At 58.1% G+C, this 14,935-nt stretch carries 9 protein-coding genes, 2 tRNA genes and 3 rRNA genes; 13 read left to right on the top strand and 1 reads right to left on the bottom strand.

Annotated elements, in window-relative coordinates:
• Position 1: 1 nt before the first annotated feature.
• Positions 2 to 493, top strand: coding sequence for an acetolactate synthase small subunit (gene ilvN / locus PHLH3_RS25790; RefSeq protein ID WP_173179236.1), 492 nt, complete (start codon positions 2 to 4; stop codon positions 491 to 493).
• A gap of 51 nt (positions 494 to 544) precedes the next feature.
• Here the strand turns inward: ilvN and ilvY are convergent, their stop codons facing one another.
• A complete protein-coding gene (gene ilvY, locus PHLH3_RS25785) occupies positions 545 to 1,426 on the bottom strand; it encodes an HTH-type transcriptional activator IlvY (RefSeq protein ID WP_213630686.1) in 882 nt (293 codons plus the stop codon).
• Positions 1,427 to 1,551: 125 nt separating this feature from the next.
• On the opposite strand from ilvY, the gene ilvC reads away from it, so the two are divergent.
• From ilvC to PHLH3_RS25725, 12 genes are all read left to right on the top strand, one after another.
• Complete coding sequence (gene ilvC, locus PHLH3_RS25780) at positions 1,552 to 2,568, top strand: ketol-acid reductoisomerase (RefSeq protein WP_016494721.1); 1,017 nt, start codon at positions 1,552 to 1,554, stop codon at positions 2,566 to 2,568.
• Between the two features lie 153 nt (positions 2,569 to 2,721).
• Positions 2,722 to 3,537, top strand: a complete 816-nt coding sequence (pssA, locus tag PHLH3_RS25775) for a CDP-diacylglycerol--serine O-phosphatidyltransferase (protein ID WP_173179240.1) — start codon at positions 2,722 to 2,724, stop codon at positions 3,535 to 3,537.
• A 61-nt stretch (positions 3,538 to 3,598) separates the two neighbouring features.
• Positions 3,599 to 4,606 (top strand): protein-methionine-sulfoxide reductase catalytic subunit MsrP, encoded by a 1,008-nt coding sequence (gene msrP / locus PHLH3_RS25770; protein ID WP_213626301.1) that lies wholly within the window; start codon positions 3,599 to 3,601, stop codon positions 4,604 to 4,606.
• The gene (gene msrQ, locus PHLH3_RS25765; RefSeq protein WP_213626300.1) at positions 4,606 to 5,232 is read left to right on the top strand and encodes a protein-methionine-sulfoxide reductase heme-binding subunit MsrQ; all 627 of its coding nucleotides are present in this window, start codon (positions 4,606 to 4,608) and stop codon (positions 5,230 to 5,232) included. The genes msrP and msrQ overlap by 1 nt, the downstream gene beginning before the upstream one ends.
• A 539-nt stretch (positions 5,233 to 5,771) precedes the next feature.
• Positions 5,772 to 7,308 (top strand): 16S ribosomal RNA (locus PHLH3_RS25760).
• A 95-nt stretch (positions 7,309 to 7,403) separates the two neighbouring features.
• Positions 7,404 to 7,480 (top strand) — tRNA-Ile (locus PHLH3_RS25755).
• Positions 7,481 to 7,507: 27 nt separating this feature from the next.
• Positions 7,508 to 7,583, top strand: a tRNA-Ala gene (locus PHLH3_RS25750).
• Between the two features lie 234 nt (positions 7,584 to 7,817).
• Positions 7,818 to 10,709, top strand: a 23S ribosomal RNA gene (locus PHLH3_RS25745).
• A gap of 131 nt (positions 10,710 to 10,840) precedes the next feature.
• Positions 10,841 to 10,956 (top strand): 5S ribosomal RNA (rrf, locus tag PHLH3_RS25740).
• Together the 16S, 23S and 5S rRNA genes with 2 tRNA genes alongside form the textbook arrangement of a ribosomal RNA operon.
• Before the next feature lie 401 nt (positions 10,957 to 11,357).
• A complete protein-coding gene (locus PHLH3_RS25735) occupies positions 11,358 to 12,020 on the top strand; it encodes a paraquat-inducible protein A (RefSeq protein ID WP_213626299.1) in 663 nt (220 codons plus the stop codon).
• Complete coding sequence (locus PHLH3_RS25730) at positions 12,007 to 12,630, top strand: paraquat-inducible protein A (RefSeq protein WP_173172465.1); 624 nt, start codon at positions 12,007 to 12,009, stop codon at positions 12,628 to 12,630. Before PHLH3_RS25735 ends, PHLH3_RS25730 begins: the two co-directional genes overlap by 14 nt.
• The gene (locus tag PHLH3_RS25725) at positions 12,623 to 14,914 is read left to right on the top strand and encodes an MlaD family protein (RefSeq protein ID WP_173172467.1); all 2,292 of its coding nucleotides are present in this window, start codon (positions 12,623 to 12,625) and stop codon (positions 14,912 to 14,914) included. The genes PHLH3_RS25730 and PHLH3_RS25725 overlap by 8 nt, the downstream gene beginning before the upstream one ends.
• Positions 14,915 to 14,935: the final 21 nt, after the last annotated feature.

Below are 14,935 nucleotides of genomic sequence, written 5' to 3'. Positions count from 1 at the left end.
CATGCGACACATCATTTCCCTGCTGCTGGAGAACGAACCCGGTGCACTGTCCCGTGTCGTCGGCCTGTTCTCCCAACGCAACTACAACATCGAAAGCCTGACCGTCGCGCCCACCGAGGATCCGACCCTGTCGCGTCTGACGCTGACCACCGTTGGCCAGGACGAGGTGATCGAGCAGATCACCAAGAACCTCAACAAGCTGATCGAAGTGGTCAAGCTGGTGAACCTGTCGGAGAGCGCTCACATCGAGCGTGAACTGATGCTGGTGAAAGTGAAGGCCACCGGCGCCCAGCGCGCCGAGGTCAAGCGCACCACCGACATCTTCCGTGGGCAGATTGTCGATGTGACCAGTAGCGTCTACACCATCCAGCTGGCGGGTACCTCCGACAAGCTGGACAGCTTCATCCAGGCGATTGGCACTGCATCGATCCTCGAGACCGTACGCAGTGGCGTGACCGGCATCGCCCGGGGCGACAAGGTGCTGAGCATCTGATTGCGGCCCTGTGAAAAACCCCGCCTGGTGCGGGGTTTTTTATTGCCTGGGTTACTGGCGGCGATTCCAGAAGGCTGCGATCAGTGGATCCTTCAGGCGCTTTTCCAGGGCGAACAGGCCGATGTCGTAGGCGGTCAGTGGCGGCTGGATGTCGTAGATGCGGATGCGCGCTGTCAGGGGGCTGTTGTCGAGCACGATCTGCGGAACCACGCCGATGCCGAACCCCAGGCTCACCATGCTGACGATGGCTTCGTTGCCGGCCACCTGTGCATAGATCCGCGGCTTGATGCTGTGGCTTTTCAGCCAGCGCTCGGTGCGGGTACGCGCCAGGCCTTCTTCCGAGAGGATCATCGGCACGTCTTTCCAGCTTTGCGCTGTGGGCTCCTTCAGCTGCTCCTCCGTCAGTAATTGGGGAGATTGGGGGCCGATGAAACGCAGCTCCGAGCGGGTGATCGACTGGAAGTCGACGCCGGCTGGCAGGTTATCGGGCCGGGCGCCGATGGCGAGGTCCTCCAGGCCCTGTTGTACCCGCTCGACCGCTTTTGCGGGGTCGCCGGTGTGCAGTTTCATTTCGATGCGAGGGTAGTCCTGGCGGAAGCTGCTGAGGATGTCATAGAGGAAGCTGTAGCTTGCCGTCACCGAGCAATAGAGGGAGAGCTCGCCGTGCAGGTCGACCTGATCCTGCATGAAGCGCTGGCGGATGGCTTGCCAGCCGCTGAGTACTTCACTCGCGTATTCGCGGAACTGTTGCCCTTCGCGGGTCAGTTGGACCGAGCGATTGTCGCGAACGAACAGCGCCGCGCCGACCTCGTCTTCGAGTTGCTTGATGCTTCGGCTGAGCGCGGAGGGGCTGACATGCTGCTCGCGGCTGGTCTTGCCGAAGTGCAGGTTGTCTGCCAACGAGAGAAAGAGCCTGAGCGCTTGGCTGTCCATGAGTGTTTCGAATATCGGCACATGACGTTGCGAATATATCATTTTACGCAATGGGACGGATCGCTTAATGTGGCTCCGTCGCGGTGCGCGCACCCCATCCCTTTCGTTTTAGAAGAGCCAGGAACATGAAAGTTTATTACGACAAAGACTGTGACCTCTCGATCATCCAGGGCAAGAAAGTAGCCATCATCGGTTACGGCTCCCAGGGTCACGCTCATGCCTGCAACCTGAAGGATTCCGGTGTCGACGTGACCGTCGGCCTGCGTCCGGGCTCCGCCACCGTCGCCAAGGCCCAGGCCCATGGCCTGACCGTGAAGAGCGTGCCGGAAGCCGTTGCCGCCGCTGACCTGGTCATGATCCTGACCCCCGACGAATTCCAGTCCAAGCTGTACAAGGAAGAAGTCGAGCCGAACCTCAAGAAAGGCGCCACCCTGGCCTTCGCTCACGGCTTCGCCATCCACTACAACCAGGTCGTTCCGCGTGCCGACCTCGACGTGATCATGATTGCGCCGAAGGCCCCAGGCCACACCGTACGTTCCGAATTCGTCAAGGGCGGCGGTATCCCTGACCTGGTCGCCATCTATCAGGACGCTTCCGGCAATGCCAAGAACGTCGCCCTGTCCTACGCCTGCGGCGTTGGCGGCGGCCGTACCGGCATCATCGAAACCACCTTCAAGGACGAAACCGAAACCGACCTGTTCGGTGAGCAAGCCGTTCTCTGCGGTGGTTGCGTCGAGCTGGTGAAAGCCGGTTTCGAAACCCTGGTCGAAGCTGGCTACGCGCCGGAAATGGCCTACTTCGAGTGCCTGCACGAGCTGAAACTGATCGTCGACCTCATGTACGAAGGCGGTATCGCCAACATGAACTACTCGATCTCCAACAACGCCGAGTACGGCGAGTACGTGACCGGTCCGGAAGTCATCAACGCCGAGTCCCGTCAGGCCATGCGCAACGCTCTGAAGCGCATCCAGGACGGCGAATACGCGAAGATGTTCATTCAGGAAGGTGCTTCGAACTACGCGTCGATGACCGCCTACCGCCGCAACAACGCTGCTCACCCGATCGAGCAGGTTGGCGAGCGTCTGCGAGCGATGATGCCGTGGATCTCCGCCAACAAGATCGTCGACAAGACCAAGAACTGAGGTCTTCGACGCTCGAGAAAAAACGCGGCTACGGCCGCGTTTTTTCATGGCGCTCCCGCTTCTGGTATAAAGCCTGATCACCGGGGACGTGACGCGAACCTGCCAGTTGCATCCCGGTCAAATTCATTCGCATACCCCGCAAGGATGTTGTTCATGAGTGACCGTCCCGAAGAGCCGAACGAGGCTCCTGACGCCGAAAGCCTGCTGCCGATCGACGAGCATGTCGAAGAGGGGCACGATGATGAAGGGCGAAAGGTCCGTCATCGTGGCATCTACCTGCTGCCCAACCTGTTCACCACCGCGAACCTGTTTGCCGGTTTCTACGCGATCATCAACGCCATGAACGGCAACTTCTCGGTCGCTGCAGCCACCATTTTCGTTGCCATGGTGCTCGATAGCCTCGATGGGCGTGTCGCGCGCCTGACCAACACCCAGAGCGCCTTCGGTGCCGAGTACGACTCGCTCTCCGACATGGTCGCCTTCGGCGTTGCCCCGGCTCTTCTGGCTTTCGAATGGGCCCTGAGCGGGCTCAATAGCGTAGGTTTGACCGTGGCATTCATCTATGTGGCCGGTGCCGCGCTGCGCCTCGCACGTTTCAACACCCAGATCGGCAAGGCCGACAAGCGCTATTTCATCGGGCTGGCCAGTCCGGCTGCCGCTGGCGTGGTTGCGGGAACCGTATGGGCGTTCAGCGACTTCGGCATCAAGGGCTCGAACATGTCCTTCATCGTTGCGCTGCTGGTAGCGGCCGCAGGCATGTTGATGGTCAGCAACGTCAAGTACTACAGCTTCAAGGACCTGGACCTGAAGGGGCGCGTACCGTTCGTGGCCATCCTGGTCGTGGTGCTGGCGTTCGCAGTGGTCTTCAGTGATCCGCCGCGTATCCTGTTGCTGATCTTCCTCGCTTACGCAGCGTCCGGCCCGGTGCAATACTTGCTGCAACTGCGTCGCCGCCAACGCGTCGAGTGATGTAATTTCCGCACGGCTCCGCAGTCTATTGGGCAACCCATGCCGTAACTGTGGAGCCGTCATGCTGATCCGAATTCCCGCCGCGTCCTCTTCTCGCGAGGACGAAGTCACTCCTGAAGCCATCTACCTGTCTCGCCGGACCTTCATGGCGGGAGCTGGTGCTGCCGCTGTGCTGTCATCCCTGCCCATCAATGCCGCAGGCTCTACATCAGCCTATGCCGATGTAGAGCCTGCGGCTGCACCTGGCTGGTTCTCGGGCAAGTTGCAGGATGCGCGCTGGCAAGCCATGACCGCTGGAGGCGAGGCGGTGACACCGTTCAAGGATGCGACCCACTACAACAATTTCTATGAGTTCGGTACCAACAAGGGGGACCCGGCACGCTATGCCGACAAGCTCAAGGTCGAGCCCTGGCAGGTGAAGATCGATGGCGAGGTCGGCAAGCCTGGTACCTACTCGATAGAAGACCTGGTTAAGCCCCATCAGTTGGAGGAGCGTATATACCGGCTGCGTTGTGTGGAGGGGTGGTCGATGGTCATTCCCTGGCTGGGCTTTCCCCTGGCCGAACTGCTGCGGCTCGTGGAGCCGACCGGGAATGCGAAGTTCGTGCGCTTCGAGACGCGCTTGGCTCCAGAGGAAATGGCTGGCGTACGCTCCGGGTTCTCGCTGATTGATTGGCCTTATATGGAGGGGCTGCGCATGGATGAAGCGATGCATCCCCTCACCTTGATAGCCGTGGGCATGTATGGACGGGTGTTGCCCAACCAGAACGGTGCGCCCCTGCGTCTTGTCGTGCCTTGGAAATATGGATTCAAGAGCATCAAGTCCATCGTGCGCATCAGTCTTGTGGCCGATCAGCCCAAGACGACCTGGGAGACCATCGCCCCTGACGAATACGGCTTCTATTCCAACGTGAACCCGGAAGTGGACCATCCCCGTTGGAGCCAGGCGCATGAGCGGCGCCTCCCCAGTGGCCTGTTCAGCCCCAATGTGATCCCGACACGCATGTTCAATGGCTATGACGAGGTCGCACCTCTGTATAGCGGTCTCGACCTTCGGAAGTTCTACTGATGCGTTATCGGTTGTGGCGTGTCGTGGTTTTCCTGTCGGCGATGGTTCCGCCTTCCTTATGGCTCTACCAAGCCTGGATCTTCGATCTGGGGCCTGATCCGGGTAAGGCTCTGGTCGATCGACTTGGTCTGGGAGCGCTTTGGCTTCTGCTCATCACGCTGGGTATGACCCCGTTGCAGAAACTGACGGGGTGGGGCGGCTGGATTGCGGTGCGCCGGCAGTTGGGGCTTTGGTGTTTTACCTATGCAGTTCTACATATCAGTGCCTACGCGGTGTTTCTGCTTGGGCTGGACCTGGGTCAGTTGGTGAAGGATCTGAGCAAGCGCCCCTACATCATTGTCGGTGCACTGGCTTTCACAATGTTGCTTACGCTGGCCGTGACGTCGAACCGCTTCAGCATTCGTCGACTTGGCAAGCGCTGGAAGCAGCTGCATCGGCTCATTTATCCGATCCTTGGGCTGGCCTTGCTGCATATGCTTTGGGTCGTACGCGCGGACATGGCGGAATGGGCAGGCTATGCGGTCGCTGGAGGCATTCTCCTGGCGCTTCGGATGCCGATGGTTTCGAAGAGGCTTCCGCGCCTGTTTCCAGGCCCTGCAGATAAGATGACGAAAAGATTTCAATAAAGTGTTGACGTGCCGTTTCGTATCCCTATAATGCGCACCACTTCCACAGCGGAATCCAAGAAAAACCTCTTGTAAATCAATAGGTTAAGTAACTGGAGGGTGGTCAAGCCAAGGTTTGATCGGTGCGGTGGAAGGGTGGTGCCGGGCTGGTTTCAGGTATCGCCGGTTTCGCTCGGGTGACTCCGAAAGAAACTGAAAAAGAGGTGTTGACAGCGAGTTTGAACGCTGTAGAATTCGCCTCCCGCTGATGTGAAGCGAAAGAATCACTGAAGCGCAAGTTGTTGAGTAGAATGAAAAATTCTTCGAAAAACAGCTTGACAGAAGGAAAGGCTGCTGTAGAATGCGCGGCCTCGGTTGAGACGAAAGACTTGATCGAAATTGCTCTTTAACAACTTGAATCAAGCAATTCGTGTGGGTGCTTGTGATGTAAGACTGGTAGTCGACTGATTATCAGCAACACAAGTAACACTCGTGAATTCGAGAGTTTATTTGCGATTGCTGAGCCAAGTTTAGGGTTTTCTCAAAACCCAAGCAGTATTGAACTGAAGAGTTTGATCATGGCTCAGATTGAACGCTGGCGGCAGGCCTAACACATGCAAGTCGAGCGGATGAGTGGAGCTTGCTCCATGATTCAGCGGCGGACGGGTGAGTAATGCCTAGGAATCTGCCTGGTAGTGGGGGACAACGTTTCGAAAGGAACGCTAATACCGCATACGTCCTACGGGAGAAAGCAGGGGACCTTCGGGCCTTGCGCTATCAGATGAGCCTAGGTCGGATTAGCTAGTTGGTGAGGTAAAGGCTCACCAAGGCGACGATCCGTAACTGGTCTGAGAGGATGATCAGTCACACTGGAACTGAGACACGGTCCAGACTCCTACGGGAGGCAGCAGTGGGGAATATTGGACAATGGGCGAAAGCCTGATCCAGCCATGCCGCGTGTGTGAAGAAGGTCTTCGGATTGTAAAGCACTTTAAGTTGGGAGGAAGGGCAGTAAGTTAATACCTTGCTGTTTTGACGTTACCGACAGAATAAGCACCGGCTAACTTCGTGCCAGCAGCCGCGGTAATACGAAGGGTGCAAGCGTTAATCGGAATTACTGGGCGTAAAGCGCGCGTAGGTGGTTCAGCAAGTTGGATGTGAAAGCCCCGGGCTCAACCTGGGAACTGCATCCAAAACTACTGAGCTAGAGTACGGTAGAGGGTGGTGGAATTTCCTGTGTAGCGGTGAAATGCGTAGATATAGGAAGGAACACCAGTGGCGAAGGCGACCACCTGGACTGATACTGACACTGAGGTGCGAAAGCGTGGGGAGCAAACAGGATTAGATACCCTGGTAGTCCACGCCGTAAACGATGTCGACTAGCCGTTGGGATCCTTGAGATCTTAGTGGCGAAGCTAACGCGATAAGTCGACCGCCTGGGGAGTACGGCCGCAAGGTTAAAACTCAAATGAATTGACGGGGGCCCGCACAAGCGGTGGAGCATGTGGTTTAATTCGAAGCAACGCGAAGAACCTTACCTGGCCTTGACATGCTGAGAACTTTCCAGAGATGGATTGGTGCCTTCGGGAACTCAGACACAGGTGCTGCATGGCTGTCGTCAGCTCGTGTCGTGAGATGTTGGGTTAAGTCCCGTAACGAGCGCAACCCTTGTCCTTAGTTACCAGCACGTTATGGTGGGCACTCTAAGGAGACTGCCGGTGACAAACCGGAGGAAGGTGGGGATGACGTCAAGTCATCATGGCCCTTACGGCCAGGGCTACACACGTGCTACAATGGTCGGTACAAAGGGTTGCCAAACCGCGAGGTGGAGCTAATCCCATAAAACCGATCGTAGTCCGGATCGCAGTCTGCAACTCGACTGCGTGAAGTCGGAATCGCTAGTAATCGTGAATCAGAATGTCACGGTGAATACGTTCCCGGGCCTTGTACACACCGCCCGTCACACCATGGGAGTGGGTTGCTCCAGAAGTAGCTAGTCTAACCGCAAGGGGGACGGTTACCACGGAGTGATTCATGACTGGGGTGAAGTCGTAACAAGGTAGCCGTAGGGGAACCTGCGGCTGGATCACCTCCTTAATCGAAGACATCAGCTTCTTCATAAGCTCCCACACGAATTGCTTGATTCACTTGCGAAAAGCGATTGGGTTGTTAGACCCGAGAGTAAGACGATTGGGTCTGTAGCTCAGTTGGTTAGAGCGCACCCCTGATAAGGGTGAGGTCGGCAGTTCGAATCTGCCCAGACCCACCAATTGTCATGGGCGTGGCAGGTCTTCGAGGGGCCATAGCTCAGCTGGGAGAGCGCCTGCTTTGCACGCAGGAGGTCAGGAGTTCGATCCTCCTTGGCTCCACCATCCACTCTTAAATCGCTGAAAGCTCAGAAATGAGTGCCTTGAGAATGGCATTGATTTCTGGTCTTTGCGCCAGAACCGTTCTTTAAAAATTTGGGTATGTGATAGAAGTAGACTGATTAATCTCTTTCACTGGTGATTAATCAAGTCAAGGTAAAATTTGCGAGTTCAAGCGCGAATTTTCGGCGAATGTCGTCTTCACGTTAGAGACAATAACCAGATTGCTTGGGGTTATATGGTCAAGTGAAGAAGCGCATACGGTGGATGCCTTGGCAGTCAGAGGCGATGAAAGACGTGGTAGCCTGCGATAAGCTTCGGGGAGTCGGCAAACAGACTTTGATCCGGAGATCTCTGAATGGGGGAACCCACCTAGGATAACCTAGGTATCTTGTACTGAATCCATAGGTGCAAGAGGCGAACCAGGGGAACTGAAACATCTAAGTACCCTGAGGAACAGAAATCAACCGAGATTCCCTTAGTAGTGGCGAGCGAACGGGGACTAGCCCTTAAGCTTCTTTGATTTTAGCGGAACGCTCTGGAAAGTGCGGCCATAGTGGGTGATAGCCCTGTACGCGAAAGGATCTTAGAAGTGAAATCGAGTAGGACGGAGCACGAGAAACTTTGTCTGAATATGGGGGGACCATCCTCCAAGGCTAAATACTACTGACTGACCGATAGTGAACCAGTACCGTGAGGGAAAGGCGAAAAGAACCCCGGAGAGGGGAGTGAAATAGAACCTGAAACCGTATGCGTACAAGCAGTGGGAGCCCACTTTGTTGGGTGACTGCGTACCTTTTGTATAATGGGTCAGCGACTTATTTTCAGTGGCGAGCTTAACCGAATAGGGGAGGCGTAGCGAAAGCGAGTCTTAATAGGGCGTCTAGTCGCTGGGAATAGACCCGAAACCGGGCGATCTATCCATGGGCAGGTTGAAGGTTAGGTAACACTGACTGGAGGACCGAACCGACTACCGTTGAAAAGTTAGCGGATGACCTGTGGATCGGAGTGAAAGGCTAATCAAGCTCGGAGATAGCTGGTTCTCCTCGAAAGCTATTTAGGTAGCGCCTCATGTATCACTGTAGGGGGTAGAGCACTGTTTCGGCTAGGGGGTCATCCCGACTTACCAAACCGATGCAAACTCCGAATACCTACAAGTGCCGAGCATGGGAGACACACGGCGGGTGCTAACGTCCGTCGTGAAAAGGGAAACAACCCAGACCGTCAGCTAAGGTCCCAAAGTTATGGTTAAGTGGGAAACGATGTGGGAAGGCTTAGACAACTAGGAGGTTGGCTTAGAAGCAGCCACCCTTTAAAGAAAGCGTAATAGCTCACTAGTCGAGTCGGCCTGCGCGGAAGATGTAACGGGGCTCAAACCATACACCGAAGCTACGGGTATCACGTAAGTGATGCGGTAGAGGAGCGTTCTGTAAGCCTGTGAAGGTGAGTTGAGAAGCTTGCTGGAGGTATCAGAAGTGCGAATGCTGACATGAGTAACGACAATGCGAGTGAAAAACTCGCACGCCGAAAGACCAAGGGTTCCTGCGCAACGTTAATCGACGCAGGGTTAGTCGGTCCCTAAGGCGAGGCTGAAGAGCGTAGTCGATGGGAAACAGGTTAATATTCCTGTACTTCTAGTTACTGCGATGGAGGGACGGAGAAGGCTAGGCCAGCTTGGCGTTGGTTGTCCAAGTTTAAGGTGGTAGGCAGAGTGCTTAGGTAAATCCGGGCGCTTAATGCTGAGAGCTGATGACGAGTCGTCTTTTAGACGATGAAGTGGTTGATGCCATGCTTCCAGGAAAAGCTTCTAAGCTTCAGGTAACTAGGAACCGTACCCCAAACCGACACAGGTGGTTGGGTAGAGAATACCAAGGCGCTTGAGAGAACTCGGGTGAAGGAACTAGGCAAAATGGCACCGTAACTTCGGGAGAAGGTGCGCCGGTGAGGGTGAAGGACTTGCTCCGTAAGCCCATGCCGGTCGAAGATACCAGGCCGCTGCGACTGTTTATTAAAAACACAGCACTCTGCAAACACGAAAGTGGACGTATAGGGTGTGACGCCTGCCCGGTGCCGGAAGGTTAATTGATGGGGTTAGCGCAAGCGAAGCTCTTGATCGAAGCCCCGGTAAACGGCGGCCGTAACTATAACGGTCCTAAGGTAGCGAAATTCCTTGTCGGGTAAGTTCCGACCTGCACGAATGGCGTAACGATGGCGGCGCTGTCTCCACCCGAGACTCAGTGAAATTGAAATCGCTGTGAAGATGCAGTGTATCCGCGGCTAGACGGAAAGACCCCGTGAACCTTTACTGTAGCTTTGCACTGGACTTTGAGCCTGCTTGTGTAGGATAGGTGGGAGGCTTTGAAGCGTGGACGCCAGTCTGCGTGGAGCCATCCTTGAAATACCACCCTGGCATGCTTGAGGTTCTAACTCTGGTCCGTCATCCGGATCGAGGACAGTGTATGGTGGGCAGTTTGACTGGGGCGGTCTCCTCCTAAAGAGTAACGGAGGAGTACGAAGGTGCGCTCAGACCGGTCGGAAATCGGTCGTAGAGTATAAAGGCAAAAGCGCGCTTGACTGCGAGACAGACACGTCGAGCAGGTACGAAAGTAGGTCTTAGTGATCCGGTGGTTCTGTATGGAAGGGCCATCGCTCAACGGATAAAAGGTACTCCGGGGATAACAGGCTGATACCGCCCAAGAGTTCATATCGACGGCGGTGTTTGGCACCTCGATGTCGGCTCATCACATCCTGGGGCTGAAGCCGGTCCCAAGGGTATGGCTGTTCGCCATTTAAAGTGGTACGCGAGCTGGGTTTAGAACGTCGTGAGACAGTTCGGTCCCTATCTGCCGTGGACGTTTGAGATTTGAGAGGGGCTGCTCCTAGTACGAGAGGACCGGAGTGGACGAACCTCTGGTGTTCCGGTTGTCACGCCAGTGGCATTGCCGGGTAGCTACGTTCGGAAGAGATAACCGCTGAAAGCATCTAAGCGGGAAACTCGCCTCAAGATGAGATCTCACTGGGATCTTGAATCCCCTAAAGGGCCGTCGAAGACTACGACGTTGATAGGTTGGGTGTGTAAGCGCTGTGAGGCGTTGAGCTAACCAATACTAATTGCCCGTGAGGCTTGACCATATAACACCCAAACAATCTGACGATTGTTGTTATAAGGTGAAGTCGACTTAGCCGAAAATTGGCCAGAACTTGCAAAGCCTTATCACATACCCATTCGGGGTCGCGTCCCAGACGATACCCCAACCGAATTGCTTGACGACCATAGAGCGTTGGAACCACCTGATCCCATCCCGAACTCAGTAGTGAAACGATGCATCGCCGATGGTAGTGTGGAGTTTCTCCATGTGAGAGTAGGTCATCGTCAAGCACCTATACCAAACCCCCGATCTTCGTAAGAAGGTCGGGGGTTTGACTTTGCGCCTAGGAAAATCGGCCGAGTGATGTGGGGCACCTGTAACGCCGGGCACCGCTCGGAGCGCGGGCATTGCGATCCATCCGGTGCGCCATGGCATCGCGTGTAGAGCCACGACGATGTGCCGGGCAGCGGTTTGACCGAAGGACCGCCATACCGGTGCCTGCCGCGATCGCTTCATTGACCCGCTCTGAGCCCTGAAAGAGTCCACGGACTGAAGTCCAGGCTACCGATGTATTCAGGCTGGTATCCCCAGCCCGTTTCGAACCTGTTAATGGCAAATCGGGTCACAGTCAGACAGACCCTTTGCGGCTGCGCTCGTCTAGAATAGGCGCGAATTCACATGAGCCCCCTGTATGCCTGACTCGGCCGATCCCCGCCCGTTGTCCGAACGTCCCCTTGATGAGTTGGTTGCCTGCCCAGAGTGCGACCTGCTGATGCATCGCCAGCCCGTCGAAGAGGAACACAAGGCCTGCTGCCCCCGCTGTGGCTACGAGATCATCGTCCACCGCGCCCATATGGAGCGCCGTGCCCTTGCCCTCGTTCTGACGGCCCTGATGCTCTACGTCCCGGCGAACTTCCTGCCGATCATGAAGCTCAACCTGCTCGGCCAGACCACCCAGGACACCATCTGGAGCGGCGTGCTCGGCCTCTATCACAGCGGCATGGATGGCGTGGCCGTCCTGGTCTTCCTCTGCAGCATGGTCATCCCGCTGCTCAAGCTGCTCTGCCAGCTCGTGGTGTTGTTGTGCATCCGCTGGCAGGTGATGCAGGGGCTCGGCCTGTACCTTTATCGCCTGTACCACCACATGCGCGAGTGGGGGATGCTCGAGGTCTACCTCATGGGCATCCTCGTCAGCATCGTCAAGCTGATCGACATGGCCGACCTGCACCTGGGCATCGGCCTCGCCTGCTTCATCGGCCTGCTGCTGTCCCAGGTCTGGCTGGAAGTGACCATGTCTCCGCACCAGGTCTGGGACTCCCTCGACGCCGGAGGTCATGCCAGTGAGAGCGCTTGATGCCGGCATCCTCGTCTGCAGCGATTGCCACCAGCTGAACCGCCCCGATCAGGACGACGACGCGCCCTGCTGCACCCGCTGCGGCTCGCGCCTCCACGAGCGCCGGCCGAACAGCCTGATCCGCACCTGGGCACTGCTGCTCACCGCCACCATCCTCTACATCCCGGCCAACGTACTGCCAATCATGACGGTCAACTTCTTCGGCAACGGCTCGCCCTCCACCATCATGGAAGGCGTGATCGAGCTGATCCACGCCGACATGCTGCCCATCGCCCTCGTGGTCTTCACCGCCAGCATCCTCGTGCCCACCTTCAAGCTCGTCGGCATCGCGTTGCTGTTGTATTCCGTACAGCGGCACCAGCCGATGTCGGCGCGCCAGCGCATCCTCATGTACCGCTTCATCGAATGGATCGGCCGCTGGTCCATGCTCGATATCTTCGTCATCGCCATCCTCGTGGCGCTGGTGAATTTCGGCAACCTCGCCAGCATCGAGGCCAACCCCGGAGCGGCCGCCTTCGCCAGTGTCGTGGTCCTGACCATGACCGCCGCAGTAACCTTCGATCCCCGACTGATCTGGGACAACACCGATATGGACGACGAGAATGGCTGACCTGCCAAAGCCCAAGACGAAGAAAACCACCAACTGGTCCGCCATCTGGGTCCTGCCCCTGATCGCCCTGGGCATCGGCCTGTGGCTGGGCTGGAAGTCGATGAACGACGCCGGTATCGACATCAAGATCTACTTCGAAAACGGCGAAGGCATCCAGGTCGGCAAGACCCAGCTCATGTACAAGGGCATCCAGGTCGGCAAGGTCACCGACCTGCACGTCAGCGATGACATCAATGGCGTCGTCGCCACGGTCGAAGTGCTCAAGGAGGCCGAGCCCTACCTGAGCAAGGAAACCCGCTTCTGGCTCGTGCGTCCGCGTGTATCCCTCGCAGGCGTCACCGGCCTGGAGACCCTGGTCTCCGGCATCTACATCGCCATCGACCCGGTGAAGGGCGAGCCCGAGCGCAAGTACCACGCGCTGTCCGAGCCGCCGCCGCTCTCCGACAACCTGCCCGGCCTCCACCTCACCCTCAAGGCCGAGCGCCTCGGCTCCCTGGAGCAGGGCAGCCCCGTCTACTACCGGCAGATCCAGGTCGGCCAGGTGAAGAGCTACCAACTGGCCGAAGACCAGCGCACCGTCGAGATCAAGGTGCACATCGAGCAGCCCTACGCCCAGCTCGTGCGCAAGCACACGCGCTTCTGGAACGCCAGCGGCCTCAACGTCACCGCCGGCCTGTCCGGGGTGAAGATCCGCACCGAGTCGCTGCTCAGCATGGCCGCCGGCGGCATCGCCTTCGCCACGCCCGAGAACCGCCAGGACAGCCCGCCCACCGACTCCACCATTCCCTTCCGCCTCTACGACGGCTTCGAGGCGGCCGAGGCCGGCCTCAAGGTCATGCTGCGGATGGAAGACGTCAGCGGCCTCAACCCGGGCAACACCCCGGTGATGTACAACGGCGTCCAGGTCGGCACCCTCAAGAAGCTCGACATGGACAAGAACTTCGCCGGCGCCACCGCCGAGCTGACCATGGAACCGCGCACCGAGGAGTTCCTCGTCGAAGGCACCGAGTTCTGGACGGTCAAACCCTCCATCTCCCTCGCCGGCATCAGCGGCATCGAAGCCCTGGTCAAGGGCAACTACATCGCCGTGCGCTTCGCCAAGAGCGGCACCCCCACCCGCGAGTTCACCGCCCGGCCCAAGGCGCCGCCGCTGAACACCGACGCCCCCGGCCTGCACCTGGTGCTCACCAGCGACAAGCTCGGCTCCCTCGATGTCGGCAGCCCCATCCTCTACAAGCAGATGCGCGTGGGCAGCGTGCAGAGCTATCAGCTCTCCCGTGACCAGCAGCGCGTCGTCGTCGGCGTCCACATCGAGCCGGAGTTCGCCAAGCTGGTCAACGAATCGACCCGCTTCTGGAACGTCAGCGGCGTCAGCATCAAGGGCGGCCTCTCGGGCGTCGAGGTGAAGAGCGAGTCGCTGCAGACCCTGCTGGCCGGCGGCATCTCCTTCAGCACGCCCGACTCCAAGGCCACGCCGGTGACCAAGCCGCGCCGCTTCACCCTCTACGACAACGAGAACCTCGCCCTCGGCAAGGGCACCGTGATCGAAATCCGCATGCCCCAGGCCGATGGCCTGCGCGAAGGCACGCCGGTGCGCTTCAAGGGGCTGGATGTCGGCAGCGTCGAACGCATCGCCCTGGCCGATGACCTGGCCGGCGTCGTGGTCAGCGCGCGCATCACCGAAGCCACCGACCGCATCGCCCGCGCCGGCAGCCAGTTCTGGGTGGTCAAGCCCGAGCTCGGCCTGGTGCGCACCGCCAACCTCGACACCCTGGTCAGCGGCCAGTACCTGGAAGTGCAGCCCGCCTCCGCCAAGGGGCCGCTGCAGACCACCTTCACCGCGCTCACCGAGCCGCCGTCGGTCATCGCCCGCGAGGAAGGCCTGCGTATCGTCCTCAGCACCGCTCGCCGCGGCTCCATCAAGCCCGGCGTGGTGGTCAGCTACCGCGAAGTGCCGGTAGGCAAGGTGGTGCGTTTCGAGCTGGGCAAGACCGCCGACCGCGTCCTCATCCACGTCCTCATCGAACCGCGCTACGCCTCCCTGGTGCGCAGCGGCACGCGCTTCTGGAACGCCAGCGGCGTGGGCATCGACGCCGGCCTGTTCAAGGGCGTGAAGGTACGTACCGAATCACTGGAAGCGCTGATCGAGGGTGGCATCGCCTTCGCCACCCCGGACAACGACCAGATGGGCGCACCGGCCATTCCCGGGCAGACCTTCGCCCTGCATGACGAACTCAACGAGGAATGGCTGAAGTGGGCGCCGAAGATCACCCTCGAGAAATGATCCACCCCGCATGAAAAAAGG

The sequence above is a fragment of the Pseudomonas sp. Pc102 genome, assembly GCF_018408275.1.
Lineage (GTDB): Bacteria > Pseudomonadota > Gammaproteobacteria > Pseudomonadales > Pseudomonadaceae > Metapseudomonas > Metapseudomonas tohonis.
The sequence above is the reverse complement of the archived record's forward strand: the minus strand, read 5'-3'. Positions and strand labels throughout refer to the sequence as shown.

Excerpts from the sequence above, each read along its gene's own strand:
- msrQ (WP_213626300.1), top strand. The coding sequence starts at position 4,606 with ATGCGTTATCGGTTGTGGCGTGTCGTGGTTTTCCTGTCGGCGATGGTT.
- pssA (WP_173179240.1), top strand. The coding sequence starts at position 2,722 with ATGAGTGACCGTCCCGAAGAGCCGAACGAGGCTCCTGACGCCGAAAGC.
- ilvY (WP_213630686.1), bottom strand. The coding sequence starts at position 1,426 with ATGGACAGCCAAGCGCTCAGGCTCTTTCTCTCGTTGGCAGACAACCTG.
- msrP (WP_213626301.1), top strand. The coding sequence starts at position 3,599 with ATGCTGATCCGAATTCCCGCCGCGTCCTCTTCTCGCGAGGACGAAGTC.
- PHLH3_RS25735 (WP_213626299.1), top strand. The coding sequence starts at position 11,358 with ATGCCTGACTCGGCCGATCCCCGCCCGTTGTCCGAACGTCCCCTTGAT.
- PHLH3_RS25725 (WP_173172467.1), top strand. The coding sequence starts at position 12,623 with ATGGCTGACCTGCCAAAGCCCAAGACGAAGAAAACCACCAACTGGTCC.
- ilvN (WP_173179236.1), top strand. The coding sequence starts at position 2 with ATGCGACACATCATTTCCCTGCTGCTGGAGAACGAACCCGGTGCACTG.
- ilvC (WP_016494721.1), top strand. The coding sequence starts at position 1,552 with ATGAAAGTTTATTACGACAAAGACTGTGACCTCTCGATCATCCAGGGC.